The 23,773-nt window shown below is 72.4% G+C and carries 22 protein-coding genes; 16 read left to right on the plus strand and 6 right to left on the minus strand.

Annotated features, from left to right (window positions below; genetic code table 11):
- The first annotated feature begins 207 nt into the window (after positions 1-207).
- The 7 genes from pcaH to ACDF64_RS05120 all read left to right on the plus strand — a co-directional run bounded on the left by pcaH (position 208) and on the right by ACDF64_RS05120 (position 7,106).
- The gene (gene pcaH / locus ACDF64_RS05090) at positions 208-993 is read left to right on the plus strand and encodes a protocatechuate 3,4-dioxygenase subunit beta (protein WP_394555051.1); all 786 of its coding nucleotides are present in this window, start codon (positions 208-210) and stop codon (positions 991-993) included.
- Positions 986-1,567, plus strand: a complete 582-nt coding sequence (gene pcaG, locus ACDF64_RS05095; RefSeq protein WP_394553803.1) for a protocatechuate 3,4-dioxygenase subunit alpha — start codon at positions 986-988, stop codon at positions 1,565-1,567. Before pcaH ends, pcaG begins: the two co-directional genes overlap by 8 nt.
- Before the next feature lie 19 nt (positions 1,568-1,586).
- The gene (locus tag ACDF64_RS05100; RefSeq protein ID WP_394553805.1) at positions 1,587-2,798 is read left to right on the plus strand and encodes a lyase family protein; all 1,212 of its coding nucleotides are present in this window, start codon (positions 1,587-1,589) and stop codon (positions 2,796-2,798) included.
- Positions 2,795-4,150 (plus strand): alpha/beta fold hydrolase, encoded by a 1,356-nt coding sequence (locus tag ACDF64_RS05105; protein WP_394553807.1) that lies wholly within the window; start codon positions 2,795-2,797, stop codon positions 4,148-4,150. Before ACDF64_RS05100 ends, ACDF64_RS05105 begins: the two co-directional genes overlap by 4 nt.
- Positions 4,143-4,973, plus strand: a complete 831-nt coding sequence (locus ACDF64_RS05110; RefSeq protein WP_394553809.1) for a CoA transferase subunit A — start codon at positions 4,143-4,145, stop codon at positions 4,971-4,973. The genes ACDF64_RS05105 and ACDF64_RS05110 overlap by 8 nt, the downstream gene beginning before the upstream one ends.
- The gene (locus ACDF64_RS05115; protein WP_394553811.1) at positions 4,973-5,614 is read left to right on the plus strand and encodes a CoA transferase subunit B; all 642 of its coding nucleotides are present in this window, start codon (positions 4,973-4,975) and stop codon (positions 5,612-5,614) included. The genes ACDF64_RS05110 and ACDF64_RS05115 overlap by 1 nt, the downstream gene beginning before the upstream one ends.
- A 277-nt stretch (positions 5,615-5,891) precedes the next feature.
- On the plus strand, positions 5,892-7,106 hold the full coding sequence (locus ACDF64_RS05120; RefSeq protein ID WP_394553813.1) for an acetyl-CoA C-acetyltransferase: 1,215 nt from the start codon (positions 5,892-5,894) through the stop codon (positions 7,104-7,106).
- Positions 7,107-7,119: 13 nt separating this feature from the next.
- On the opposite strand, the gene ACDF64_RS05125 is transcribed toward ACDF64_RS05120, so the two are convergent.
- Complete coding sequence (locus ACDF64_RS05125; protein WP_394553815.1) at positions 7,120-8,139, minus strand: LacI family DNA-binding transcriptional regulator; 1,020 nt, start codon at positions 8,137-8,139, stop codon at positions 7,120-7,122.
- Positions 8,140-8,362: 223 nt separating this feature from the next.
- Here ACDF64_RS05125 and ACDF64_RS05130 point away from each other — a divergent pair, with 223 nt between their 5' ends.
- From ACDF64_RS05130 to ACDF64_RS05155, 6 genes are all read left to right on the plus strand, one after another.
- A complete protein-coding gene (locus ACDF64_RS05130; RefSeq protein WP_394553817.1) occupies positions 8,363-9,286 on the plus strand; it encodes a carbohydrate ABC transporter permease in 924 nt (307 codons plus the stop codon).
- On the plus strand, positions 9,279-10,217 hold the full coding sequence (locus tag ACDF64_RS05135; RefSeq protein WP_394553819.1) for a carbohydrate ABC transporter permease: 939 nt from the start codon (positions 9,279-9,281) through the stop codon (positions 10,215-10,217). Before ACDF64_RS05130 ends, ACDF64_RS05135 begins: the two co-directional genes overlap by 8 nt.
- A gap of 65 nt (positions 10,218-10,282) precedes the next feature.
- Entirely contained in the window at positions 10,283-11,593 is a 1,311-nt protein-coding gene (locus ACDF64_RS05140) for an ABC transporter substrate-binding protein (RefSeq protein WP_394553821.1), read from the plus strand.
- Positions 11,594-11,714: 121 nt separating this feature from the next.
- On the plus strand, positions 11,715-12,836 hold the full coding sequence (locus ACDF64_RS05145; protein WP_394553823.1) for a Gfo/Idh/MocA family protein: 1,122 nt from the start codon (positions 11,715-11,717) through the stop codon (positions 12,834-12,836).
- On the plus strand, positions 12,833-13,867 hold the full coding sequence (locus tag ACDF64_RS05150) for a PmoA family protein (protein ID WP_394553825.1): 1,035 nt from the start codon (positions 12,833-12,835) through the stop codon (positions 13,865-13,867). The genes ACDF64_RS05145 and ACDF64_RS05150 overlap by 4 nt, the downstream gene beginning before the upstream one ends.
- On the plus strand, positions 13,864-14,619 hold the full coding sequence (locus tag ACDF64_RS05155) for a cupin domain-containing protein (RefSeq protein WP_394553826.1): 756 nt from the start codon (positions 13,864-13,866) through the stop codon (positions 14,617-14,619). Before ACDF64_RS05150 ends, ACDF64_RS05155 begins: the two co-directional genes overlap by 4 nt.
- A 48-nt stretch (positions 14,620-14,667) precedes the next feature.
- Here the strand turns inward: ACDF64_RS05155 and ACDF64_RS05160 are convergent, their stop codons facing one another.
- Together ACDF64_RS05160 and ACDF64_RS05165 are read right to left on the minus strand one after the other, a co-directional pair.
- Positions 14,668-15,936, minus strand: coding sequence for a GNAT family N-acetyltransferase (locus tag ACDF64_RS05160; RefSeq protein WP_394553828.1), 1,269 nt, complete (start codon positions 15,934-15,936; stop codon positions 14,668-14,670).
- 92 nt (positions 15,937-16,028) lie between these two features.
- Entirely contained in the window at positions 16,029-16,580 is a 552-nt protein-coding gene (locus ACDF64_RS05165; RefSeq protein ID WP_394553829.1) for a TetR/AcrR family transcriptional regulator, read from the minus strand.
- A gap of 118 nt (positions 16,581-16,698) precedes the next feature.
- Between ACDF64_RS05165 and ACDF64_RS05170 the strand changes: the two genes are divergently transcribed.
- On the plus strand, positions 16,699-19,341 hold the full coding sequence (locus ACDF64_RS05170; protein WP_394553830.1) for an MMPL family transporter: 2,643 nt from the start codon (positions 16,699-16,701) through the stop codon (positions 19,339-19,341).
- Between the two features lie 169 nt (positions 19,342-19,510).
- On the plus strand, positions 19,511-19,903 hold the full coding sequence (locus ACDF64_RS05175) for an MmcQ/YjbR family DNA-binding protein (protein WP_394553833.1): 393 nt from the start codon (positions 19,511-19,513) through the stop codon (positions 19,901-19,903).
- A 63-nt stretch (positions 19,904-19,966) separates the two neighbouring features.
- On the opposite strand, the gene ACDF64_RS05180 is transcribed toward ACDF64_RS05175, so the two are convergent.
- Together ACDF64_RS05180 and ACDF64_RS05185 are read right to left on the minus strand one after the other, a co-directional pair.
- The gene (locus ACDF64_RS05180; RefSeq protein WP_394553835.1) at positions 19,967-21,037 is read right to left on the minus strand and encodes an SDR family NAD(P)-dependent oxidoreductase; all 1,071 of its coding nucleotides are present in this window, start codon (positions 21,035-21,037) and stop codon (positions 19,967-19,969) included.
- Positions 21,034-22,740, minus strand: a complete 1,707-nt coding sequence (locus ACDF64_RS05185) for an FAD-binding protein (protein ID WP_394553836.1) — start codon at positions 22,738-22,740, stop codon at positions 21,034-21,036. The genes ACDF64_RS05180 and ACDF64_RS05185 overlap by 4 nt, the downstream gene beginning before the upstream one ends.
- 48 nt (positions 22,741-22,788) lie before the next feature.
- Between ACDF64_RS05185 and ACDF64_RS05190 the strand changes: the two genes are divergently transcribed.
- Complete coding sequence (locus ACDF64_RS05190) at positions 22,789-23,373, plus strand: TetR family transcriptional regulator (protein ID WP_394553838.1); 585 nt, start codon at positions 22,789-22,791, stop codon at positions 23,371-23,373.
- A gap of 177 nt (positions 23,374-23,550) precedes the next feature.
- Here ACDF64_RS05190 and ACDF64_RS05195 read toward each other — a convergent pair whose 3' ends face one another.
- A complete protein-coding gene (locus ACDF64_RS05195) occupies positions 23,551-23,727 on the minus strand; it encodes a hypothetical protein (protein ID WP_394553839.1) in 177 nt (58 codons plus the stop codon).
- Between the last annotated feature and the right edge of the window lie 46 nt (positions 23,728-23,773).

The following is a 23,773-nucleotide window of genomic DNA, read 5'->3' on the forward strand; positions in this document are numbered from 1 at the left end:
CGTCGTGGGAGCCCCAGCCTCGGATGCCGCGTCCAGCCTTCCATTGAATGGAAACCGTGGTGCGACCCGCCGGTCTGTTGGCGCACCATGGAGCCACGTTCCCAATGACGCGAAAGGCGGACCGTGAACGCTCCGGTCTCGAATACGGACGAACCCATCCCGCACCGGGTTGCTCCCGCTGCGTCCCTCGGTTCCGGCGCGCGGCGTATCGCCGCGGGCGCGGCAGCGGCGGGCGAACTCACGCAGGCCCAGATCTCTGCCGAGATCGCCGAGGCGCACGCCGCGGCCGCGGCCGCCGGCCGGACGAGCCCGCACCCGTTGATCGACTTCCCGCCGTACCGCAGCTCGGTGCTCCGCCACCCGACGCACGAGCTCGTCCGCGCCGACCCCGAGGAGATCGAGCTCACCTCCCCGGCCTTCGGCCACACCGACGTCGCGGCCGAGGAATCCGATCTCACCATCCAGCACGCCGGCGAGCCGCAGGGCGAGCGCATCATCGTGACCGGTCGCGTGCTCGACGGCGACGGCCGGCCGGTCCGCGGGCAGCTCATCGAGATCTGGCAGGCGAACGCGGCGGGCCGCTACGTGCACAAGCGCGACCAGCACCCGGCACCGCTCGATCCCAACTTCACGGGCGTCGGCCGCGCGATCACGGGTGACGACGGCTCCTACCGGTTCACGACGATCAAGCCCGGCCCGTACCCGTGGAAGAACCACCGGAACGCGTGGCGGCCGGCGCACATCCACTTCTCGCTGTTCGGCAGCGAGTTCACGCAGCGACTGATCACGCAGATGTACTTCCCGGGCGACCCGCTGTTCGCGCTCGACCCGATCTACCAGTCGATCCCCGACCAGCCGGCCCGCGATCGCCTCATCGGCGCGTACGACCACGACGTCTCGGAGCCCGAATGGGCGCTGGGATTCCGGTGGGACATCGTGCTCACCGGCGCGAGGGCCACCTGGATGGAGCCGGAGGACGCCGACCATGCGTGAGACGAACCAGCCCGCGCCCGAGTTCCTCCAGACCCCGTCGCAGACCGTCGGCCCGTTCTTCGGGTACGCGCTCCCGCTCGAGCGCGGCGGCGAGATCGCCGCGCCGTGGAATCCGGCCGCGATCCGGCTCCACGGCACCGTCGTCGACGGCGCCGGCGACCCGATCCCCGACGCGATCCTCGAGCTCTGGGGCGCGGATGCCTCGGGCACGCCGATCTCCGTCGAGGGCAGCATCGAACGCGACGGCCACCGCATCACCGGCTGGGGCCGCACGCCGGTCGACCGCGTCGGGCACTACTCGTTCACGACCGTGAAGCCGGGCGCGACCCGGCCGGGCTCCGCGCCCTACGTGCTCGTGACGGTCTTCGCCCGGGGCCTCGCGCACCACCTGTTCACGCGCGCGTACTTCGACGACGAACCCGAGGCGAACGCGGGCGACCCGCTGCTGACCCGCGTCGCCGCCGATCGCCGCGGCACGCTCGTCGCGACCGCCGACGGCGAGCGGAGCTACCGCTTCGACATCCGGCTGCAGGGCGAGGGCGAGACCGTCTTCCTCGACTACTTCGGGTACTGAGGGCAGGATCGGTAGTGCGATGACCGCATTCGACTGGGGGTTGCTCGAGCCGCTCGGCGGGGACGACGGATGTTCCGACGACGCGGTGCTCGCCGCGCTCGTCGAGGTCGAGCGTGCGCTGGTCGTCGCCTGGGGCGGACTCGTGGGCGAGGACCTGACCGCGCTCGCCGCGGCGCTCGACCCGGAGGCGATCGATCGCGCCCGGCTGCCCGCCGGGGCGCGGGCGGGCGGGGTGCCCGTGATCGACCTCGTCGCGCAGCTCCGCGAGCATGCCGAGGACGTGGTCGGGGCATCCGCTCGGTGGGTGCATCGCGGCGCGACCAGCCAGGACGTGCTCGACAGCGCGCTCGTGGTCGTCGCGAAGCGCGCGCTCGCGGGCGCGCGCGCCGACCTCGCGGACGCCGGCGACCGGCTCGCCGGGCTCGCGGACGCCGAGCGCGGCACGCTCGCGATCGCCCGGACGCTCGGGCAGCACGCCGAGCCGACCACGTTCGGCGCGACGATCGCGGGATGGCTCGACGGCGTCGCGAGCGCGATCGAGGCGCTCGACCGCGCATCGTTCCCGGTGCAGCTCGGCGGCGCGGTCGGCACAGGTGCCGCGTTCGTCGCGGCCGCCGGGCGAGCGGATGCCACCGCGCGGCTGCGCGCCGGGGTCGCGCGCGAACTGGGCCTCGACGATCCGGGCCGGGCGTGGCACGTCGACCGGGCGCCCGTCGTGGTGATCGCCGACGAGGCGGCGCTGGTCGCCGGGGCGCTCGGCCGGATCGGGCGCGACCTCGCGTTCCTCGCGCGCACCGAGGTCGGCGAGGTCCACCTCGCGTCGACCGGCGGCTCGAGCGCGATGCCGCACAAGCGCAACCCGGTCGACGCGGTGCTGCTCACCGCGAACGGACTGCGCGCGCCCGGGCTGGTCGCGACCGTGCACGCGGCGGCCGTGGCATCCGACGCGCGACCGGCGGGGGAGTGGCACGCCGAATGGCCGGCGTTCCGCGGGCTCGTCCGGCTCGCGGTGACGAGTGCGGCCGCGCTGCCCGGGCTCATCGCCGGCCTCGAGGTCGAGCACGACGCCGTCGCCCGGAATCTCGGACTCCATCCCGCGGTCCGCTCGGACCCTGAGCTCGTGCGCTCGGCGACGGCGGTCGTCGTCGACGCCGCCGTCGCGCGGTTCCGCGGCATCGCCGACCGCACCGACCCGACTGACCGCACCACCGCGAACGAGGAGCCGTCGTGACCCGTCCCCGCCTGCGCGGCACGCTCGTCGGCGCCCCCGCGCCGGACGCGGCATCCCCAGCCGACCGTCCGCTGCTCGTGCTGCTGCCGTCCCTCGGCACCACGACCGAGCTCTGGGACGGCGTGGTCGCGAGGCTCGCGGGCCGCGGCGACGCGCCGCGCATCCTCCTGGTGGACCTGCCGGGCCACGGTGTCTCGCCCGCGACCGACGAGCCGTTCACGGTCGACGACCTCGCGGCCGGCGTGCTGGACGTCGTCGACGAGGCCGGCGGCGGTCCGTTCCACGTCGCGGGCGATTCGCTCGGCGGCGGCGTCGCGCTCGAGCTCGCGGCGACCGTCCCCGAGCGCGTGCTGAGCCTCGCGATGTTCTGCAGCGCCGCGAAGTTCGGCACCTCGGAGGCGTGGGAGGAGCGCGCGGCGCAGGTCCGCGCGTCGGGCACCGCGTCGCTCGTCGCGGGCAGCGCGCAGCGCTGGTTCGCGCCGGGGTACCTCGCGGCGAACCCCGACGGGCCCGGGGGTCGGGCGCTGAAGCTGCTCATCGACGTCGACGACGCCTCGTACATCGGCTGCTGCGGCGCCCTCGCCGCGTTCGACCGACGCCCGACGCTGGGCTCGGTGCGCGTGCCGGCGCTCGTCGCGAGCGGCGAGCACGACCCGGTCACGACGTCGTCGGCCATGCGCGAGCTCGCCGAGGCACTGCCCGATGCCCGGTTCATTGAGGTGCCGGGCGCGGGGCACCTCGTGCCGCTCGAGGATCCGGATACCGCGGCCGCGCTGCTCGCGGAGTTCATCGCCGAGGTCGGCGACGCGTCGGCCGGCGCGACGACCGGCGAGGCCGAGCGCGACGACGCAGCGGGCACGCCCGCCGCGACCGCGAGGGGCGCCGCCGAGCGCGGGATGCGCGTGCGCCGCGCGGTGCTGGGCGACGCGCACGTCGACCGCGCGAACGCCGCGATCACGCCCGAGACCGCCGACTTCCAGGACTTCATCACGCGGTACGCGTGGGGCGAGATCTGGGCGCGGCCCCAGCTCACGCGCGCGGAGCGGTCCATCGCGACCCTGGCGAGCCTCGTGACCGGCTGCCACGAGGGCGAGATCCGGATGCACGTCCGCGCGGCGCTGCGCAACGGGCTCAGCCGGGAACGGATCGCCGAGGTGATCCTGCACACCGCACTCTACGCGGGGCTGCCGGCCGCGAACCGGGGCCTCGCGATCATGCGCGACGTGTTCGCGGAACTCGACCTGGACGGACCCGGCCCGACCGAACCCGGCCCGACCGAACCCCATCAGCAGGAACCCCACCAGCACGAACCCGAGCCCGCTCGACGGGAGAACGAGGAGCACCATGGATAAGACCGTCGCCAGCGCCGCCGACGCGGTGGCCGACTTCTTCGAGGGGGCATCCGTCGCCGTCGGCGGGTTCGGCCTCTCGGGCGTGCCGATCTGGAGCATCCGCGCGCTGGTCGCGCAGGGCGCGACCGACCTCGAGGTCGTGTCGAACAACTGCGGCGTCGACGGGTGGGGCCTCGCCGAGCTCCTCGAGCTCGGCCGCATCCGCCGGGTCATCGCGAGCTACATCGGCGAGAACCGCGAGTTCGGGCGCCAGTACCTCTCGGGCGAGATCGAGGTCGAGCTCACGCCGCAGGGCACGCTCGCCGAGCGGCTCCGCGCGGGCGGCGTCGGGATCCCCGCGTTCTTCACGGCCGCGGGCGCCGGCACGGTCGTCTCCGACGGCGGGATGCCGCTGCGCTACGCGCCCGACGGCTCGATCGCGCTCGTCAGCGAGCCGAAGGAGCTGCGCCCGTTCGACACGTTCGGGAAGAACCGCGAGTACGTGCTCGAGCGGGCCATCCGCACCGACTTCGGCCTGGTCCGGGCCGCGGTCGGCGACCGGCACGGGAACCTGCGGTTCGAGAAGTCGACCCGGAACTTCAACCCGCTCGCGGGCATGGCCGGGAAGGTCACGATCGCCGAGGTCGACGAACTCGTGGAGCCGGGCGTGCTCGGCCCCGACGATATCCACCTGCCGGGCATCTACGTCGACCGGGTCGTGGTGCTCACGCCCGAGCAGCGCGCCGACCTGCCGATCGAGAAGGTCACCGTGCGGCCCCGGCCAGGGGCATCCGATCGGTCCGGGGCATCCGGAACCGCCGCCGAGGACGAGGGAGCCCGCTGATGCCGCTCACGCGCGACGAGATGGCCGCACGCGCGGCCCGCGAGCTCGAGGACGGCTCGTACGTGAACCTCGGCATCGGCCTGCCGACGCTGATCCCGAACCACCTGCCCGACGGCGTCGAGGTCGTGCTGCACTCCGAGAACGGGATCCTGGGCGTCGGCCCGTACCCGTGGGAGGGCGAGGAGGACCCGAAGCTCATCAACGCGGGCAAGGAGACCGTGACCGTGCTGCCGGGTGCGGCGTACTTCGATTCGGCCGCGAGCTTCGGGATGATCCGCGGTGGGCGCATCACGACCGCCGTGCTCGGTGCCATGCAGGTGAGCGCGGGCGGCGACATCGCCAACTGGGCCGTGCCCGGGAAGATGGTCAAGGGCATGGGCGGGGCGATGGACCTCGTCAACGGCGCCGAACGCGTGATCGTCGTCATGGAGCACGTCGCGAAGGACGGGACGGCGAAGATCGTGCCGCAGTGCACGCTGCCGCTCACGGGACGTGCGTGCGTCGACCGGATCATCACCGACCTCGCGGTGCTCGACGTGGCGGCCGACGGGCTCGTGCTCGTCGAGCTCGCGCCGGGCGTCACGGTCGAGCAGGTGCAGGATGCCACGGGCGCCGCGTTCACCCTCGGGGAGGGAGTGTGAACCGCACCTCCCGGTGGTCGAGGAGCGCCGCCGGAGGCGACGCGTCTCGAGACCGAGTCTCGTCGGCCTCGAGACGCGTCACCGGGTCTCGATACGGCTCCTCCTTCGTCGCGGCCTACTCGACCACCGATCAGCACCGCGCGCGGCGGAGCCGCACGTCCCGGTGGTCGAGGAGCGCCGCCGGAGGCGACGCGTCTCGAGACCGAGTCCCGTCGGCCTCGAGACGCGTCCTCGCTCCGCTCGGGCGCTCCTCGACCGGCGAAGGCGGGGCCTCCGCATGACCGAGCTCCGCGACGTGGTCGTCTGCTCGCCGCTGCGCACGCCGGTCGGCCGCTTCGGCGGCGCGCTCGCGCCGGTCTCGGCGCTCGCGCTCGCCGAGACCGTGCTGCGCGCGCTGCTCGAGCGGACGGGCCTGGACCCCGCCGCGGTCGACGGCGTGATCGGCGCGCAGGGCTATCCGTCGATGGAGGCCCCCGCGTTCGGTCGCGTCGCCGCGCTGAACGCCGGATTCCCCGTGACCACGACCGGGTACCAGCTCGACCGGCGCTGCGGGTCGGGACTCCAGGCCGTGCTGAACGCGGCGATGGAGGTCCAGACCGGCGTCTCCGACGTCGTCGTCGCGCTCGGCGCGGAGTCGATGTCGAACGCGCCCCTCTACACCGAGCAGGGCCGGCGCGGCCTGCCGCCCGGCGGGCTGATGCTGCACGACGCGCTCGCGCGCGGCCGCGCGACGGTCGGCGGGCGCTTCCACCCGTCGCCCGAGGGCAACGTCGGCGCGGCCGAACTCCTGCGCCGCGAGTACGGGATCCCGCGCGAGGCGCAGGACGCGCTCGCACTGCGGTCCCACCGGCGGGCGGTCGCCGCCCAGGAGTCGGGCGCATTCGACGCCGAACTCGTGCCCGTCGAGGTCCCGGGCCGCCGCGGGCCGACGGTGGTCGACCGCGACGAGCACCCCCGGGGCGACACCACGCTCGAGGCGCTGGCCGCGCTCCGGCCGATGCTCGGGGCATCCGACGCCGATGCGACCGTCACCGCCGGCAACGCGAGCGGACAGAACGACGCGGCCGCGGCCGTCGTCGTGACCACGCCCGAGCGGGCCGCGGAACTCGGGCTCGCCCCGTCGCTCCGGCTGGTGTCGTGGGCCGTCGCCGGCAACGACCCCGAGCGATTCGGCGTGGCGCCCGTGCCCGCGTCGAACCTCGCGCTCGCGCGCGCCGGGCTCGCGATGGGCGACGTCGACGTGATCGAGCTCAACGAGGCATTCGCCGTGCAGGTGCTCGCGTGCCTCGCCGACTGGGGCCTCGACGCCGAGGACCCGCGCCTCAACCCGCGCGGGAGCGGCATCTCGATCGGGCATCCGATCGGCGCAACGGGCATCCGCATGCTCGCGACGCTCGCGAACGAGCTGCCCGCGTTCGACGGCACGCTCGCGCTCGAGACCATGTGCATCGGCGGCGGCCAGGCGCTCGCCGCGGTGTGGGAACGGGCGTAGCCGGCGGCCGGGCTCAGGACGGCGCGACCGCGGTCGACTCCCGCCAGATCACGCGCGTGAGCGGCCCAGCGGTCGTCGGCGGCGTCTCGTCGCGGATGACCGAGATCAGCCGCTCCATCGCCGTGCGGCCGAGCAGTTCGAGGTCGATGCGGACCGTGGTCAGCGTCGGCGTGAGGAATCGGCCCATCGGGTCGTCGTCCCACCCGGTCACGCTGAGGTCGCCCGGCACGCTCCACCCGCGCTCGTGCGCGCCGCGGAGGACACCGGCCGCGATCAGGTCGTTGGCCGCGATCACGGCTGTCGGCCGTCGGTCGGATGCCTCGGGCAGCGCGTGCATCGCGGCCACGCCGGACTCGCCGGACCACTCGCCGTCGTGCACGCCGATCGACTCGAGCCCGAGCCGGGCGACCGTGTCGAGGTAGGCCTGCGTGCGCGCTCGCGCGGACGCGAACTCGACGCCGCCGGCCACGTGGAAGAACCGGCGGTGGCCGAGTTCGGCGAGGCGCTCGATGATCGCGACGACGGGCGAGGCATCCGTCAGTTCGCCGATTCCGCGCATCTGGTCGTCGAACTCGGCGGCGACGACGACCGCGGTGCCCGCGGTCGCGAACCGGCCCTCGGAGTCGGCCGACACGGGTGAGAACGAGAGGACGCCCTCGACCTGCCCGGAGTCGGCGAGCTCGACGATGCGCGCGGCGCGCGCGACGGCGCCGCCGGGGACGCTGAGGACGTCGATGGAGTAGCCGGCGTGATGCGCGGCGTCGCTCGCGCCCGAGAGCATCCTCGAGGGGTTGTGCTCGAGCTCGGGGACGAGCACTGCGAGTCGACCGGTGCGCCTGGTGCGCATCGAGCGCGCGACGAGGTTCGGCCGGTAGCCGAGCTCGGCGATCGCCGCGTCGAGGCGGGCCTTCGTCTCGGGCTTCACGCCCGAGTTGAACCGGATGTACCGGGAGACCGTCTGGTGCGAGACGCCGGCCAGCTTCGCGACCTCCATGATCGTCGGTCGGCGTTCGGCCGGTGCTGGTTCCGTCATGCCGTCTGGCTCCCATCGTGTGGTGTCGATGACCATGTTGACACAGATGGTGATCGTTCACTATCGTCTTCCACACCTGAGGGTGAACGATCACTATTTGCGGTGGTCGTTCACCCTCGTGTCACCGATCCGAAGGAGCATCCGTGTCGAGCCCCACCTCGCCCCGCCGCCGAACGCGGCCGATCGAGGCGTGCCGCAGCAGCGAGCGGGAAGGCGATCGGGCATGAGCGCGATCAACGAACTCCGCCACCTCAACGGCGCGTCCACCCAGGCCACGAAGCGCGACGGCAAGGCCGCCCTCGTCTTCCTCGGGCCCTGGTTCGTCGGACTGTTCGCGATCACCGCCGGTCCGATGCTCTACTCGCTGTGGCTGGGCTTCACGAAGTACAACCTCCTCCAGCCGCCGGTGTTCACCGGGCTCGACAACTTCACGCGCATGCTCACCGACGAGCGGCTGCACAAGTCGCTCGGCGTGACCTTCACCTACGTGCTCGTCTCGGTGCCGCTGCAGCTCGCCCTCGCGCTCGCCCTCGCGGTCCTCCTCGACCGCGGCGTGCGCGGCCTGAGCTTCTACCGGTCGGTCTACTACCTGCCCTCGCTCATCGGAGGCAGCGTCGCGATCGCCGTGCTGTGGCGGACGATCTTCGGCATCGACGGCCTCTTCAACCAGTTCCTCGCGCTCTTCGGCATCGAGGGCAAGGGATGGATCTCCGACCCGGACACCGCGCTCTGGACGCTCATCCTGCTCAACGTCTGGACCTTCGGCGCGCCGATGGTGATCTTCCTCGCCGGCCTGCGCCAGATCCCGTCCTCCTACTACGAGGCGGCGAGCGTCGACGGGGCATCCAAGTGGCGGCAGTTCTGGGGCCTCACGATGCCGCTGCTCAGCCCGATCATCTTCTTCAACCTCGTGCTGCAGATCATCCACTCGTTCCAGTCGTTCACGCAGGCGTTCGTCGTCTCGAGCGGCACGGGCGGGCCGGCCGACTCGACGCTGGTGTTCTCGCTCTACCTCTACCAGCGCGGATTCGGCTCGTTCGACATGGGCTACGCGTCCGCACTCGCCTGGCTGCTGGTGGTCATCATCGGCGCCTTCACTGCGATCAACTTCTGGGCTTCGAAGTACTGGGTGTTCTACGATGACTGACCTGCTGAACCGCCGTCGCCACGACGACACGGCGACCTCCGCGATCCTCGCCGCACCGACCGGAGCGACCCGGACGCCCGCGCGCAGCCGCAACCGTCGGGTCTTCAGCCCGGTGCGGAGCATCCTGAAGCACGTCGCCCTCATCGCGGGCGCGCTGCTCATGATCTACCCGGTGCTCTGGATGGTCGCGAGCTCGCTCCGACCGAACGACCGGATCTTCAACGACCCGAGCCTCGTGCTGAAGACGTTCGAGATCGAGAACTACGTCAACGGCTGGAACGCGTTCGCACAGCCCTTCGGGCACTACCTCATCAACTCGGCGCTCGTCGTGGCCGGCTGCATCCTCGGCAACCTCGTCGCGTGCTCGATGGCCGCCTACGCGTTCGCGCGGTTGAACTTCCGCGGGAAGAAGTGGTGGTTCGCGATCATGCTCGTGACGATCATGCTCCCGTTCCACGTGATCATCGTTCCGCAGTACATCATGTTCTCCCAGCTCGGCTGGGTGAACACGTACCTGCCGCTGATCATCCCGAAGATCCTCGCGACCGACGCGTTCTTCGTGTTCCTCATGGTCCAGTTCATCCGCGGCATCCCGAAGGAGCTCGACGAGGCGGCCCGCATCGACGGCGCCGGTCACGGCCGGACCTTCCTGCAGGTGATCCTCCCGCTGATGGTGCCGGCGCTCGGCACGACCACGATCTTCACCTTCATCTGGGTGTGGAACGACTTCTTCTCGCAGCTCATCTACCTGACGAAGCCCGAGAAGTACACCACGCCGCTCGCACTGCGCGCCTTCGTCGACGCGCAGTCGGCCACCGACTGGGGCGCGATCTTCGCGATGAGCGTCGTCTCGCTCCTGCCGGTGTTCCTCGTCTTCCTCCTCGGCCAGCGATTCCTCATCCAGGGCATCGCGACGACCGGAGGCAAGTAGCACCACCCCCCCCACCACCCACCCACCCACCCCTTCGTTCCCGAAGAAGAGACCAAGGAGTCACCATGCGCACCACGTTCCTGCGGAAGGCCGGCATCGGCGCCGCCGTCGCCGCCACCGCGGCGCTGACGCTCGCCGGCTGCGCCGGCGGCAGCGCCCCCGCCGCCGACAGCGGCCCGGAGCTGAGCGACGAGCCCGTCACGATCAGCTTGACCTGGTGGGGCGGCGACGCGCGCGCCGAGCAGACCCAGGCCGCCATCGACGCGTTCGAGGCGGAGTACCCGAACATCACGGTCGAGCCGCAGTACACCGATTGGAACGGCTACTGGGACCAGCTGGCCACCTCGACCGCGGCGGGCGAGATGCCCGACGTCGTCCAGATGGACGAGCTGTACCTCGCCTCCTACGGCGCCCGCGGCGCCCTGTACGACCTCGGCGGGCTCGACGTCGACACGTCGGACATCGCCGACGAGGCGCTCGCGACCGGCCTCGTCGACGGCACGCAGTACGCGCTCCCGATCGGCGTCGCCACCTACTCGCTCATCGCGAACGCCGACCTGTTCGCCCAGTACGGCGTCGACCTCCCCGACGACGAGACCTGGACCTGGGACGACTACGCGGACCTCGCCACCGAGCTCACGGAGCAGAGCGGCGGCGCGATCACCGGGTCCGCGCAGATCGTCGGCTTCGACACGGGCGGCCTGAAGTACTGGGTCCGCCAGGCGGGCGAGGAGCTCTTCGACGAGTCCGGCGACGTGACCGCGTCGCCCGAGACCATCGCCGACATGTGGCAGTACCAGCTCGACCTCATCGCCGCGGGCGGCCTCCAGCAGCCCGCCGCGATCGTCGAGAGCCAGACCGCGGGCATCTCGGCCGGCGCGATCGCGACGGGCAAGGTCGCGCTCGGCTCGGCGTGGAACACGCAGATCACCGCACTCGCCGACGCGAGCGGCGCCGACCTGCGGCTCGTCAAGCTCCCCGAGCCGAAGGACGTCCACCCGAACTTCTACAAGCCGTCCATGTACTGGTCGGTGTCGTCGAAGTCCGAGCACCCCGCCGAGGCCGCGCTCCTCATCGACTTCCTGACCAACAGCGAGACGGCCGCGGACATCATCGGCACCGAGCGCGGCATCCCCGCGAACGACGCCATCCGCGAGTACCTCTCGGACAGCCTGACCCCGACGAACGCCGCCGCGGTCGAGTACCTGGGCCGCATCACGGCCGGCGACGCGCCGGTGGTCACCCCGAACGGCGCGAGCGGCATCGAGGGCATCCTCCAGCGCTACACGCAGGAGGTCCTCGCGGGCCAGACGAAGCCGCTCGACGCAGCCGAGGCGTTCATCGCCGAGCTGCAGGCCGAGATCGACGCGGCCTAGCCGCGACCGACATCCGAGCGGGCCGACTGCCTGCGACCCCTCGGGTGGCACGCATCCGAGGGGGCCGTCTCCCGGCGACCCCCTCGGATGACCATCACGCATCGAAGGAGCACCACCGCACATGCCTGCGAAGTCCACGCCGTTCCGGGTCGCCATCATCGGCACCGGCGGCATCGCCCACGCCCACGCCGACGCGCTCGCGGAGCTCGGCGACCGCGTCGAGCTCGTCGCCGTCGCCGACGTCGACCTCGACCGGGCCCGCGCGTTCGCCGCCGAGTACGGCGGTCGTGCCGACGTGCACGCGGACGCCGCCGGCGTGTTCGCAGCCCACCCGGGGCTCGACCTCGTGCACGTCTGCACCCCGCCCAAGACCCACGCGCCGATCGCCGTCCAGGCCATGCGGGCCGGCGTCGCCTCGCTGGTCGAGAAGCCGACCGTGCTCAGCCTCGCCGAGATGGACGAGCTCGTCCGCGTGAACGCCGAGACCGGCGTCCCGGTGCTCACCGTCTTCCAGCACCGGTTCGGGCCCGCAGTGCGCAGGCTCCGGCGGCTCGCGGCATCCGGGGTCCTCGGCCGGCCGCTCGTCGCGACCTGCGAGACCCTCTGGTACCGGCCCGACGAGTACTTCGACGTGCCGTGGCGCGGGCGGTGGGAGGTCGAGGGCGGCGGCCCGACCATGGGTCACGGCATCCACCAGTTCGACCTGCTCCTGGCCGTGCTCGGCCCCTGGTCGCGCGTGAGCGCGTTCGCCGCCAGGCAGTCGCGCCCGACCGACACCGAGGACGTGTCCATCGCGCTCGCGCAGTTCGAGAACGGCGCGGTCGCGACGGTCGTCAACTCGGTCGTCTCGCCGCGCGAGACCTCGCGCCTCCGCTTCGACTACGAGTTCGCGACCGTCGAGGTCGAGCACCTGTACGGGTACGACGACGACGACTGGACCTTCACGCCGGCTCCCGGCCACGAGGACCTCGCGGCGCTGTGGGACGAGTCCGAGGGCGCCGGCGTCACGAGCGGCCACCGGCTGCAGGTCGAGGCGATCCTCGACGCCCTCGAGTCCGGCGAGGCGCCCGAGGTGTCCGTCGGCGAGGCACGGCGCACGATCGAGTTCGCCGCCGCGACCTATGCGTCGGCGTTCCGCGGCATCCCGGTCGCGGCGGGGGAGATCTCCGCAGGGGACCCCTTCTCCCGGAGCATGGACGGCGGAGCCGTGCCGTGGGCGCGCGTGAAGGAGGTCGTCGCGTGAGCGGCGCGGGGCAGGGCCTTCGGGCCGTGCACGAGGTGGGCACCGGGTTCACGGCGCTGGACGGCGAGACCGAGCTGTTCCGGTACACCTACGCCCCGGAGACGCCGCAACTCGAGTCGCCGAAGCCGTTCGTGCACCCCATCCGCACGCGCGCCGGCCACGTGGTCAGCCTCTTCCGCCCGCACGACCACGTCTGGCACAAGGGCATCGCCTGGTCACTGCCCGTCGTCGAGGACGAGAACTTCTGGGGCGGCCCGACCTACGTGCACGGGCGGTTCTACGTGCAGCTCGCGAACGACGGAACCCAGGCGCACCGCGGCATCGACGCGCTCGCCGCGGAGGCCGGAGCCGTCGAGTTCGTGCACCGGCTCGAGTGGATCACCGAAGCCGGCGAACCGCTCTTCACCGAGCGGCGCGCGCTCCGCGCGGACATCCTCTCCGACGACGCGTGGGCGCTCACGTTCGACACCGCGATGACGAACGTCGCCGACCGCACGATCCCGATCGGCTCGCCGACGACCCGCGGCCGGGAGAACGCCGGGTACGGCGGCCTGTTCTGGCGCGGGCCGCGCTCGTTCACGGGCGGTCGGCTGGTCACCGCGACCGGCATCGGCTCGGGCGACGAGGTCCGCGGCGGCCGCCACGAGTGGATGGCGTTCGAGGGCCGGCACGACCACGTCGACGCGACCTCGCTCGTGCTCATGGTCGACCACCACGAGAACCCGCAGCACCCGCCGCAGTGGTTCGCGCGCGACGCCGAGTTCGCGTGCCTCTGCCCGGCGCCGTTCTTCAGCGAGGAACTCGAGATCGCGCCCGGCGAGACCGCGCGCTTCCGCTACGGCGTGGGCATCGCCGACGGCGACGCCGCCGCGGCGCCTGCGCTCGCCGACGCGGTGCGCGCCGTGCTCGCCCGGGTCGGTTCGGATGCCGCGTCGGGCGCCCGGGATGTCGCGTCGGGCGCCCGGGATGTCGCGACGGATGCCCCGCCCGGTACCGTCGAGGTCGTGCAGCCGATCGGAGCCTCCGCATGAGCTCGCCCGCCTCGACGTTCCCGGGCGGCACCTCGGTGACGCTCCTCGACGTGTACGACGACGCGGCGCCCGACGGGCTGCTGGGCGGGAGCCCGCACCTGCATCTCGCGTCGACCGAGTGCTACGTCGTGGTCGCCGGGGCGGGCGAACTCCACACCCTCGACCCGTCGGGCGCCCGGGCGACCCCGCTCGGACCCGGCTCGGTCGTGTGGTTCACGCCGGGCACGGTGCACCGGGCCGTCAATCTCGGCGGCCTGCAGGTGCTCGTGATCATGGGCAACGCGGGCCTCCCGGAGGCCGGCGACGCCGTCATGACGTTCCCGGTCGATGTCGTCGCCGACCCCGACCGGTATCGGGCGGCCGCGGCGCTTCCGGTCGACGACGGGAGCGGGGCATCCGTCGCGGTGCGCGCGGCCGCGGCCCGGCGCCGACGCGACCTCGCGGTCGAGGGGTACCTGCCGATCCGCGACGCGCTGCTCCGAGGCGACGACGGTCCGCTCCGCGCGTTCCAGGCGGCCGCGGCCGCGATCGTCGCGGATCGCGCGCCCGGCTGGGCGGAGATCGTCGCGGCCGGGCCGCTCGCGCAGGCCGAGCAGAGTCTCGCGATCGTCGAGGGCCTGGCCCGGGGCATCCACCCGCACCTCGCCGCGGCCCGGGTCTCGCAGGCGCCGGAACCCGCGGGCGAGCGCGGGTTCGGGATGTGCGGCCGGCTGCGCGCGTTCGACGTGTCGGGCGGCGCGGTCGCCGACTGATCTGGTCGCTCGTCCGATCGGGCCGCTGCCATGCAGGCTGCGGACCGGTCAGGCGGTCGGGCGCGGCGGGAACGTGCGGACGCGCTCGACCCGGAACCGCAGCGGATGCTCCGTGGTGTCGCGCGGGCGCGAGGCATCCGGGAGTTCGTAGACGTCGAGCATGAGCTGCACCGGGTAGTCGATCGACTGCACGACGGTCTTCACCCATCGGCCGTCGATGAAGAAGCGGAGCCGGTGCGGCTCCCACTCGACCGCGTAGTCGTGCATCGCGGTGAGGTCGCCGTCGACCCGGACCTGCTCGAAGTCGGTGCGCAGCCGGGGATCCCGCTGCGGCTTCACCCCGACGCCGACGAGCCCGCCGGTGTCGTCGAGGTCGTGGCCGAAGATCTCGCAGATGCAGATCTCGCCGCAGTCGTCGGGCGCGGCCTCGAACCCGATCGGCCAGCAGGCGACCATCGCCGCCGGGTGGCGGATCGCGGCCATGCGGACCTCGATGACGCCGTGGTGGACGAGCCACAGCCGACGCGGGGCCTGCGCCTCGCGCACGACGAGGCCGTCGCGGAAGCGGTGCTGCCCGTCGGCGCTGCCGATCGGCCCCGAGTGCTGGCCGGTCTGGAGGTGCGAGACACGCACGTCGCCGTCCCACTCGGGCGCCCACGGCTCGGTGTCGTCGTCGATGCGGAGCTCGAGGCCGTCGCCGTCGACCGTCCATCGGGCGGCCGAGCGCGCGCGCGAGGACCAGTGCGGCGTGTAGTGCGGCCACCAGCGGTCGAGGTCGAGCGTGTCTCCCTCGAACCGCTCGTCGACGTCGGCGACGCGATCGCCGAGGTCGAGCGGCGACAGGTCGAGGGTCCACGTGGCGACCTCGAGTTCGCCGCCGCGCCACGGCAGCGTCGAGGTGCCCGCGCGCTCGAAGCCGGCGCCTTCGCACAGCGCGTTCGAGGCGGGGTTGGCCACGCCCGGGTAGGCCACGAGGAGGTGGCGGTCGCCCTCCGCGGCGACGCGGCGGATCACCTGGCGGAGCGCTTCGCGCGCGATGCCGCGGCCCTGCCATGCGGGCTCGACGCCCCACCCGGTCTCGTACGCCGGGAGCCCGTCGTGTTCGACCTGCCACCACCCGATGGACCCGGCCGGGACGCCGTCGACGTCGATCCGGAACATCCTCGCCTCGCCCGACGCCTGCAACCGGAGGTAGCGGCGGTGCCGCTCGACGACCTGATCGGGATGCTCCGGACCGCCGAGGTACCGCGTCATCTCCGGGGTGTTGGCGCGTTCGACGACGGGCAGGTCGCCGTCGCTCCAGGGTTCGAGCGTCACGTGCATGATGCTGCGACGGTACTCGCGCGGTGCGACATCGGCGCGTGCGACATCGGAGGGTGCGACATCGGGCGGCCGCGGTCGCGGACCGGTCAGGACGGTGCGAGGCCGAGGAGCATCCGCCAGAGCCAGTCCGCGGCGACCTCGGCGGACGGCCGGGGGTCGCGGTCGAGCCACGCGCGGATGACCCCGAGCGCGATGCCCGTGACGCCGGCCGCGACGACGTCGATCGGCAGGCCCGGGTACGCGGCGATGCCGGACCCCTCGACGCCGTCGCGGACGAGGCGTTCGACGCGGGCGCGCACGCGCTCGACGACGAGCGCCGAGCCGCGGTCGCCGAGTACCCGCGCGTAGATCGCCGCGTTCGCCTCGATGTGGGCGAGGTAGCCGAGGAGCGCGGGGGGCGGGGCATCCAGCGAGTCGAGCGTCGGGGGGAGCCCCGCCTCGGCGGCGTCGAGTGCGGCGTCGAGCGCCTCGGCGAGGAGCGTGTCCTTGTCGGGGTAGTGCTGGTAGAAGCTGCTGCGGTTGACGCCCGCGCGCTCCGCGATGTCGGCGACGGTCAGGTCGTCGAGCGGATGCTCCCTCGCGAGTTCGAGCAGCGCGGCCTGCAGGCGATGCCGCGTGCGAACGATCCGGGGGTCCATACCCGCGATTCTGCCAGCCGGATGTTCCCGTCTGGGGGGATTTCCGACAAATGTCGGTTATCCTGACCCGAGGCCCGACGGTGTGCCATGCCGACCACTCCTCGAAAGGCTCATCGTTATGGCCGAACTCCTCTATCGCATCGGGCGGTTCTCCGCGCGGCGCGCCTGGACCGTCATCGTCGGATGGCTCGTCGTGCTCGCGCTCGCCGTCGGCGCGTTCCTCGCGTTCGGGGGGACCCTCGCGACGAGCTTCAGCATCCCCGGCACCGAGACCACCCGCGTCACCGACCAGCTCGAGGACGAGATGGACGGCATCGGCGGGGCGACCGGCACGGTCGTGTTCCAGACCGAGGACGGAGCGCCGTTCACCGAGGACCAGCAGGCCGGGATCGCCGACCTGCTCGACGAAGCCGGCGGCATCGACGGGGTGTCGAGCACCATCGACCCGTTCACCACGAAGGCCGAGCGCGACGCGCAGGCCCAGAAGCTCGCGGACGGCCAGGCCCAGCTCGAGGACGGGCAGGCGCAGCTCGACGCCGGCCAGGCCGAGCTCGACGCGCAGCAGGCGCAGGTCGACGCGCAGCAGGCGCAGCTCGACGCCGGCCGCACCCAGCTCGAAGCCGGCCAGCAGCAGCTCGATCAGGCCGTCGCGCAGGCGAAGGCCGACGGCACCTACGACTTCGCCGAAGCGCAGTTCACCGCGCAGCAGGCGCAGATCGACGCGCAGCGCGCCCAGCTCGACGGGGGCCAGGCGCAGCTCGACGCCGGGCAGGACCAGCTCGACGCCGGACAGCAGCAGATCGACGACAACCAGGCGACGATCGACGCGAACGCCGAGCAGCTCGACGCGGGCCAGCGCCTGCTCGACGCGAGTGCCGAGATCCAGACGGTCTCCGACGACGGCGCGACCGCGATCGGCGTGATCCAGTTCGAGGAGTCCGTGTTCGGGCTCTCCGCCGACACCAAGACGGCGACCGCCGACGTGCTCGAGGCGGAGGACATCGACGGCGTCACGGTCGACTACTCGGCCGAGATCGCCACCTCGACCGAGGGCCTGATCGGCGTCGGCGAGATCGTCGGCGTCCTCGTCGCGGCCCTCGTGCTGATCGTCATGCTGCGGGCGCTCCTGCCCGCGCTGCTGCCGCTCGTCTCGGCGCTCGTCGGCGTCGGCGTCGGCGTCGCCGGCTCGCTCGCGTTCTCGGGCGTCGTCGACATGTCGTCGGTCACGCCCGTGCTCGGCGTCATGCTCGGCCTCGCGGTCGGCATCGACTACACGCTGTTCATCATCAACCGGCACCGACGGCAGCTGCTCGTCGGCGTGGAGCTGCACGAGTCCATCGGCCTCGCCAACGGCACCTCGGGCAACGCGGTCGTGTTCGCCGGGTCCACCGTGCTCGTCGCGCTGCTCGCGCTCAACGTCACGGGCATCCCGTTCCTCGGCGTCATGGGCACCGTCGGCGCGGCCTGCGTGCTCGTCGCCGTGCTGATCGCGGTCACCCTGACGCCGGCGATGCTCGGCCTCCTGAAGCTCCGCGTGCTCGGCAAGCGCGCGCGGGCGCAGATCGGCCATGAGGCGCACGCCGCCACGGTCATCAAGCCGATGCGCACCTCGACTGCGATCCTCACGCTCGTGGCATCCATCGTGGCCCTGCTCATCATCGCCATCCCGGGCCTCTCGATGCGGCTCGGCCTGCCCGCCGCCTCGTCCGAGGCGACCGACACGACGCAGTACCAGACGTACTCGATCATCGCGGACGAGTTCGGCGCCGGACAGAACGGCCCGCTCCTCGTGACGGCCGACCTGCCCGCGTCGGTCGACGACGACGAGCTCCTGCTGGTGCAGGCCGACCTGGCCGACTGGCTCATGTCGCAGGAGGATGTCGTCGCGGTCGCGCCGGTCGGCGCGAGCGAGGAGCAGGACTTCCTGGCGTTCCAGGTCGTGCCCGCGGAGGGCCCGACGAGCGAGTCGACCGAGGCGCTCGTGCACGAGCTGCGCGATGCCTCGCCGATCACGGTCGACTCGGTCGACGGCGAGATCGCGCTCGGCGTCGCCGGCACGGCCAGCGGCAACATCGACATCTCGCAGAAGCTCTCGGACGCGTTGCCGATCTACCTGCTCGTCGTGGTCGGCCTGTCGCTGCTGATCATGATCGTGGTGTTCCGGTCGCTCGTGGTCCCGCTCGTCGCGACGGGTGGCTTCGTGCTCAGCCTGTTCGCCGCGTTCGGCGCGATGGTCGCGGTCTACCAGTGGGGATGGCTCGGCCCGGTGTTCGGCGTCCACGATCCGGGACCCCTGCTGAACTTCGCGCCGGTGATCATCACGGGTGTGCTGTTCGGCCTCGCGATGGACTACCAGTTGTTCCTCGTGTCGGGCATGCGCGAGGCGTACGTCCACGGCCTGCCGGCGAAGAACGCGGTGATCGCGGGCCTGCGCAACGGCCGGGCGGTCGTCACCGCCGCCGCGCTCATCATGGTGTCGGTGTTCGGCGGGTTCGTGTTCTCGCACCTCGGCCTCGTGCGCCCGCTCGGCTTCGGCCTCGCGGTCGGCGTGCTGTTCGACGCGTTCATCGTGCGGATGCTCCTGATGCCGGCCGTCATGCACCTCGTCGGCCGAGGCGCGTGGTGGCTGCCGAAGTGGCTCGACCGGATCATCCCGAACGTCGACGTCGAGGGCGCCGCGCTCGAGCGCACGCACCACGTGCACGGCGTCGCCCACGAGGACGCCCCGGCCGAGGCCGAGTCGGCCTCGACGGACCGGTAGCAACGGGCAGCGGTTCCGCGCATCCGGTATGCCGGTTCCCCCTCAGCGATGAGGCGGAACCGGCATATCGCGTTCCGGGGACTCGCGCGGCGCGCCGGCATCGCGGCATCCCGGCGTCGAAGGCGGTCGACGGATGCCGCGGGGCGAGGCATCCGCTAGCCTCACGCGCATGGCCACGCTGGAGGAGGTGCGCCGCATCGCGATGTCGCTGCCCGGCGTCGCGGAGGGACTCCTGCGCCCACCGCCCGACATCGCGGCCTGGCGGGTGCACGGCAGGCTGTTCGTCTTCGAGCGGCCGTTGCGCAAGGCCGACCACGACGCGCTCGGGGATGCCGCGCCGACGGGCGTGATCATGGGAGCCCACGTCCCCGACGAGGGCGTGAAGCTCGCGTGGGTGCGGGACGAACCGGACGTGTTCTTCACGACCCCGCACTTCGACGGGTACGCGATCGTGCTGTTCCGGCTCGCGCCCATCGGGACCGAGCGGCTCGACGAGGTCGTCGAGCTCGCCTGGCGATCGGTCGCCCCGAAGCGGCTCGTCCGCGAGCTCGACGGGGCGTGATGCCCCGCAGGGCGGGCGGCTCGGCTTCCCTCCGATCCGGCCCGCCCCGCGAGGACGTGTGCGTCAGGCGACGGACCAGCCGCCGTCCGAGGGGAGGATGACGCCGTTGATGTTCACGCCGTCGTCCGACAGGAGGAACGTGATCGAGGCCGCGAGGGCCTCGGCCTCGGCCGCGTCGGGCAGGATCGCCATCGCGTTGCGCACGCGCTCCGCGCCGAGCGGCGACGCGAACGTCGCCTCGATGTTCGTGATGGTCGGGCCGGGGGCGACCGCGTTGGTGCGGATGCCGCTCGGGCCGTACATGAACGCCGTCGACTTGGTGAGGCCGGCCACCGCGTGCTTGGACGCGGTGTAGGCGACGCCTGCGGCCGAGCCGCGCAGCGCGGCCTCCGAGGCGGTGTTCACGATCGAGCCCTTGCCCTTCGCGAGCATCGCGGGGATGACCGCGCGCATGAGCTTCATCGTGCCGGTGACGTTGATCGCCATCACGCGGTTCCAGACGGCGTCGGTGAGCTCGCCGACCGGCGTCATGTCGTCCATGATGCCCGCGATGTTCGCGAGGCCGTCGATCTGCTCGCCCGCGGCGGCGACGATCGCGGCGACCGCCTCGTCGGAGGTGATGTCGCCCGCGATCGGCACGACCTGCGCGTCGGGCAGCTCCGCCGCGAACTCGTCGAGGCGGTCCTGGAAGATGTCGACCGCGATCACGCGGCCGCCCTCGCGTGCGATGCGCGAGGCCGTCGCACGGCCGATGCCGCTGCCGGCGCCGGTGACGATGACGGTCTTGCCGGCGAACCGGCCGGGGGTGACGACCTCTTCCCACGGCTCGGCCTCGACGGCGGGGAACGCCGACTCGATCTCGTCGACCGTCTCGGAGTCGACCTCGGCCGCGGGGGCGCCTGCGGGCACGTCGCCGGCGGCGGCGCGGGCGATGATGGCGTCGAGGGTCTCCTGCGAGAACTGCCCCTTGCTCATCTTGACGAGCCGCTTGATCGCGAGCCGGCTGACGGGCCGGAACACGTCGGCGGACTGGCCGCCCTGCGCGAGCATGTCGCGCAGGATCGGACCGCCGACCGGGTGGTCGAGCCAGGTCTTGATCGAGTCGTCGCCCGTCAGGGTCTTGGTGGTGCTCATGCGAGTGCTTCCTTCTCTTCTTGCTTCGGCGTCGCGGAGACGACGTCGATGTCGGATGCCCCGGCCGCATGCGTCGCGGCGAGGTATCCGAAGACGGCGGCCGGGCCGATGGTCGAGCCCGGGCCCGGGTAGGTGCGGCCCATCACGGAGGCCGTGGTGTTCCCGGCAGCGTAGAGGCCGCGGATGACCGTTCCCTGCTCGTCGAGCACGCGCGCGTGCTCGTCGGTGAGGAGGCCGCCCTTGGTGCCGAGGTCGCCCGGCACGATCTTGATCGCCGTGAACGGGCCCTTCTCGAGCGGTCCGAGGTTCGGGTTCGGCTTCACGCGAGGGTCGCTGTAGTAGCGGTCGTAGGCGGTGCGTCCGCGGCCGAAGTCCTCGTCGACGCCCGTCTCGCAGAACCCGTTGAACCGGTCGACGGTCGCCCGCAGCTTCGCCGGATTCATGCCGAGCTTCTGCGCGAGCTGCTCGATCGTGTCGGCCTTCACCACGATGCCGTCGGCCGCGAGGGCCTTGCCGCCCATGAGCATCGCCGAGAACATGTAGCGCTGCCGGTGGCGGCGCTCGACGATGAGCCACGACGGCTCGGCCGGGACGATCTCGTTGCGCTCGAGCAGGTGGTGCCCGAAGTCGATGTAGCTCTCGGACTCGTTGAGGTACCGCTCGCCCGACTGGTCGACGACGATGCTGAACGGGTCGCTGCGCTCGTTGAGCACGAACTGCGCCTGCTTGCCGGGGATCGGCACGGATGCCCCCCACCAGGCGTCGTCCATGAGGGCGAGCGCCGCGCCGGCCTTCCGGCCGAGCTCGATGGGGGTGCCGAGGTCGCCCTCTGCCGCCGACGTGTATCCGGCGGTGCCCTGGTGCTCGGTCCGCCAGTCGGCGTGGTGCGCGAATCCGCCCGCGCCGAGGATGACGCCTCGGCGCGTGCGCACCGCGAGCGGCCCCTCGGGGGTCAGCACGATCGCACCGACGACGGCGCCCGTGTCGTCCTGCACGAGCTCCGTCAGGGGCGAGTCGAGCAGGAGCTCGGTGCCCTGTTCCTTCACGATCAGCCCGAGGCTGATCATCAGGCCGCCGCCCATGCCGACGAGCATCCGGCCGGTCAGCAGGCCGCCGAGCGTGCGGAACACGAACTGCGCGCCCGCGACGAACCCGGAGGCCGTCGACCATGCCCGCGAGAGCAGGGCGACGTCGCCGTTGCGCAGCGGCGCGGGGACGGAGTCCTTGATGCGCGACGTCTTCAGCCAGTCGCCGAGCCGGCGGGCGTTGATCGGCACGACCTCGATGGAGCGGCCGATCTTGCCGCCCGGGCGGTCGGGGTAGTAGTCGGGGTACTGCTTCGCGGCGATCCACTTCACGCCGAGGCGCTCGAGCAGGTCGAACGTCGGTGCGACGTGGTCGACGAACGCCTCGCGACGTGCGTGCGAGCTCGCCGGTCCGACCCCCTCGACCGGGCCGATGGCGGCCTCGAGGTAGGTCAGCGCGTCCTCGCGCGAGTCGGCGACGCGGTTGCGCCGCATGAGCGGGTTGTTCGGCATCCACAGGCCGCCACCACTCCGCATCGTCGTGCCGCCCCAGCGGCCGGTGCTCTCGACGATGAGGGTTTCGAGGCCTGCGTCTGCAGCCGCGATCGCCGCCGTCATACCCGCGGCTCCAGTGCCTGCGACCAGTACGTCGACCTCGCGATCCCAGGATCGGGTCATGTGCTCCTCCTTGACCGGACATCATTGTCCGGTACTACGCTAACAAATGTGCCAGCGTCCGGGAAGGAAGTCCCAGCGAACCCGAAGCGTCGGAATCGCGGGCCGAGCGCAGGCCCGGAGAATCGCCGGGCGCTCATCGCCGCGGCGCGCGAAGTCTTCGCCGCCGACGGGTTCGACGCGCCCCTGAACGCGGTCGCGAAGCGGGCCGGCGTCGGCCAGGGGAGCCTCTACCGGCACTTCCCCGATCGGGTCGCGCTCGCGGTCGCCGTGTTCGACGAGAACATCGACGCGATCGAGGCGGCGGTCGAGCCGCCGGATGCCACGCTCGACACGCTGCTCGACCTGATCGTCGAGCAGGCCGTCGTCTCATCGGCGCTCATCGACGCCGTCTGGCGCAACCGCCACGACGAGCGGGCCGTGCACATGACCGCCCGGCTCGAGGGGATCGCGCAGACCCTGGTCGAACGCGAACGCGCGGCCGGGCACATCGGGGCGCACGTCGACACCGCCGACGTGCTGCTCGCGATCTCGATGCTGGCCGACGTGCTCGCGAGATCGGATGCCCCGGAGCGGGCGGACGCCGCGGAGCGCGCCACGCGGATGTTCCACGCCGCGTTCGCGCCGCGCCCCTGACCCGGTGGCCGACGGGTCTCGATACGCGTCCTCGCTGCGCTCGGGCGCTACTCGACCACCGATCGTGGTGAACGCCCCCCGGTGATCGAGGAGCGCCGCCGGAGGCGACGCCCTTCCCCCGGTGATCGAGGAGCGCCGCCGGAGGCGACGCGTATCGAGATCACGCGCCGATCGCGCTCACTCCAGGTTGTCGACGGGCTCCGGCCGATCGTCGCCGTCGGTCGCCGCCTCGGCAGCGCGCCGTTCCTCGTCGCGTTGGAGCTCGAGCGCTTCGAGGACCTCCGGATCGAGCGCTCCGCGCGGATCGCGATCCCAGCCGAACGGCTCCTCGAGCGGGTCGACGAAGTCGGTCATGTGCTCATCCTTCCCCCGGCCGCGGACCCCTCGCCACGGCGCATCC

This window comes from Agromyces sp. MMS24-JH15 (assembly GCF_043518605.1).
GTDB lineage: Bacteria > Actinomycetota > Actinomycetes > Actinomycetales > Microbacteriaceae > Agromyces.

What these genes read in the sequence shown, in the direction of transcription:
- pcaG (WP_394553803.1), top strand. Translation starts at nt 986, where the DNA reads ATGCGTGAGACGAACCAGCCCGCGCCCGAGTTCCTCCAGACCCCGTCG.
- ACDF64_RS05100 (WP_394553805.1), top strand. Translation starts at nt 1,587, where the DNA reads ATGACCGCATTCGACTGGGGGTTGCTCGAGCCGCTCGGCGGGGACGAC.
- ACDF64_RS05110 (WP_394553809.1), top strand. Translation starts at nt 4,143, where the DNA reads ATGGATAAGACCGTCGCCAGCGCCGCCGACGCGGTGGCCGACTTCTTC.
- ACDF64_RS05115 (WP_394553811.1), top strand. Translation starts at nt 4,973, where the DNA reads ATGCCGCTCACGCGCGACGAGATGGCCGCACGCGCGGCCCGCGAGCTC.
- ACDF64_RS05120 (WP_394553813.1), top strand. Translation starts at nt 5,892, where the DNA reads ATGACCGAGCTCCGCGACGTGGTCGTCTGCTCGCCGCTGCGCACGCCG.
- ACDF64_RS05125 (WP_394553815.1), bottom strand. Translation starts at nt 8,139, where the DNA reads ATGACGGAACCAGCACCGGCCGAACGCCGACCGACGATCATGGAGGTC.
- ACDF64_RS05130 (WP_394553817.1), top strand. Translation starts at nt 8,363, where the DNA reads ATGAGCGCGATCAACGAACTCCGCCACCTCAACGGCGCGTCCACCCAG.
- ACDF64_RS05135 (WP_394553819.1), top strand. Translation starts at nt 9,279, where the DNA reads ATGACTGACCTGCTGAACCGCCGTCGCCACGACGACACGGCGACCTCC.
- ACDF64_RS05140 (WP_394553821.1), top strand. Translation starts at nt 10,283, where the DNA reads ATGCGCACCACGTTCCTGCGGAAGGCCGGCATCGGCGCCGCCGTCGCC.
- ACDF64_RS05145 (WP_394553823.1), top strand. Translation starts at nt 11,715, where the DNA reads ATGCCTGCGAAGTCCACGCCGTTCCGGGTCGCCATCATCGGCACCGGC.
- ACDF64_RS05155 (WP_394553826.1), top strand. Translation starts at nt 13,864, where the DNA reads ATGAGCTCGCCCGCCTCGACGTTCCCGGGCGGCACCTCGGTGACGCTC.
- ACDF64_RS05165 (WP_394553829.1), bottom strand. Translation starts at nt 16,580, where the DNA reads ATGGACCCCCGGATCGTTCGCACGCGGCATCGCCTGCAGGCCGCGCTG.
- ACDF64_RS05170 (WP_394553830.1), top strand. Translation starts at nt 16,699, where the DNA reads ATGGCCGAACTCCTCTATCGCATCGGGCGGTTCTCCGCGCGGCGCGCC.
- ACDF64_RS05175 (WP_394553833.1), top strand. Translation starts at nt 19,511, where the DNA reads ATGGCCACGCTGGAGGAGGTGCGCCGCATCGCGATGTCGCTGCCCGGC.
- ACDF64_RS05180 (WP_394553835.1), bottom strand. Translation starts at nt 21,037, where the DNA reads ATGAGCACCACCAAGACCCTGACGGGCGACGACTCGATCAAGACCTGG.
- ACDF64_RS05185 (WP_394553836.1), bottom strand. Translation starts at nt 22,740, where the DNA reads ATGACCCGATCCTGGGATCGCGAGGTCGACGTACTGGTCGCAGGCACT.
- ACDF64_RS05195 (WP_394553839.1), bottom strand. Translation starts at nt 23,727, where the DNA reads ATGACCGACTTCGTCGACCCGCTCGAGGAGCCGTTCGGCTGGGATCGC.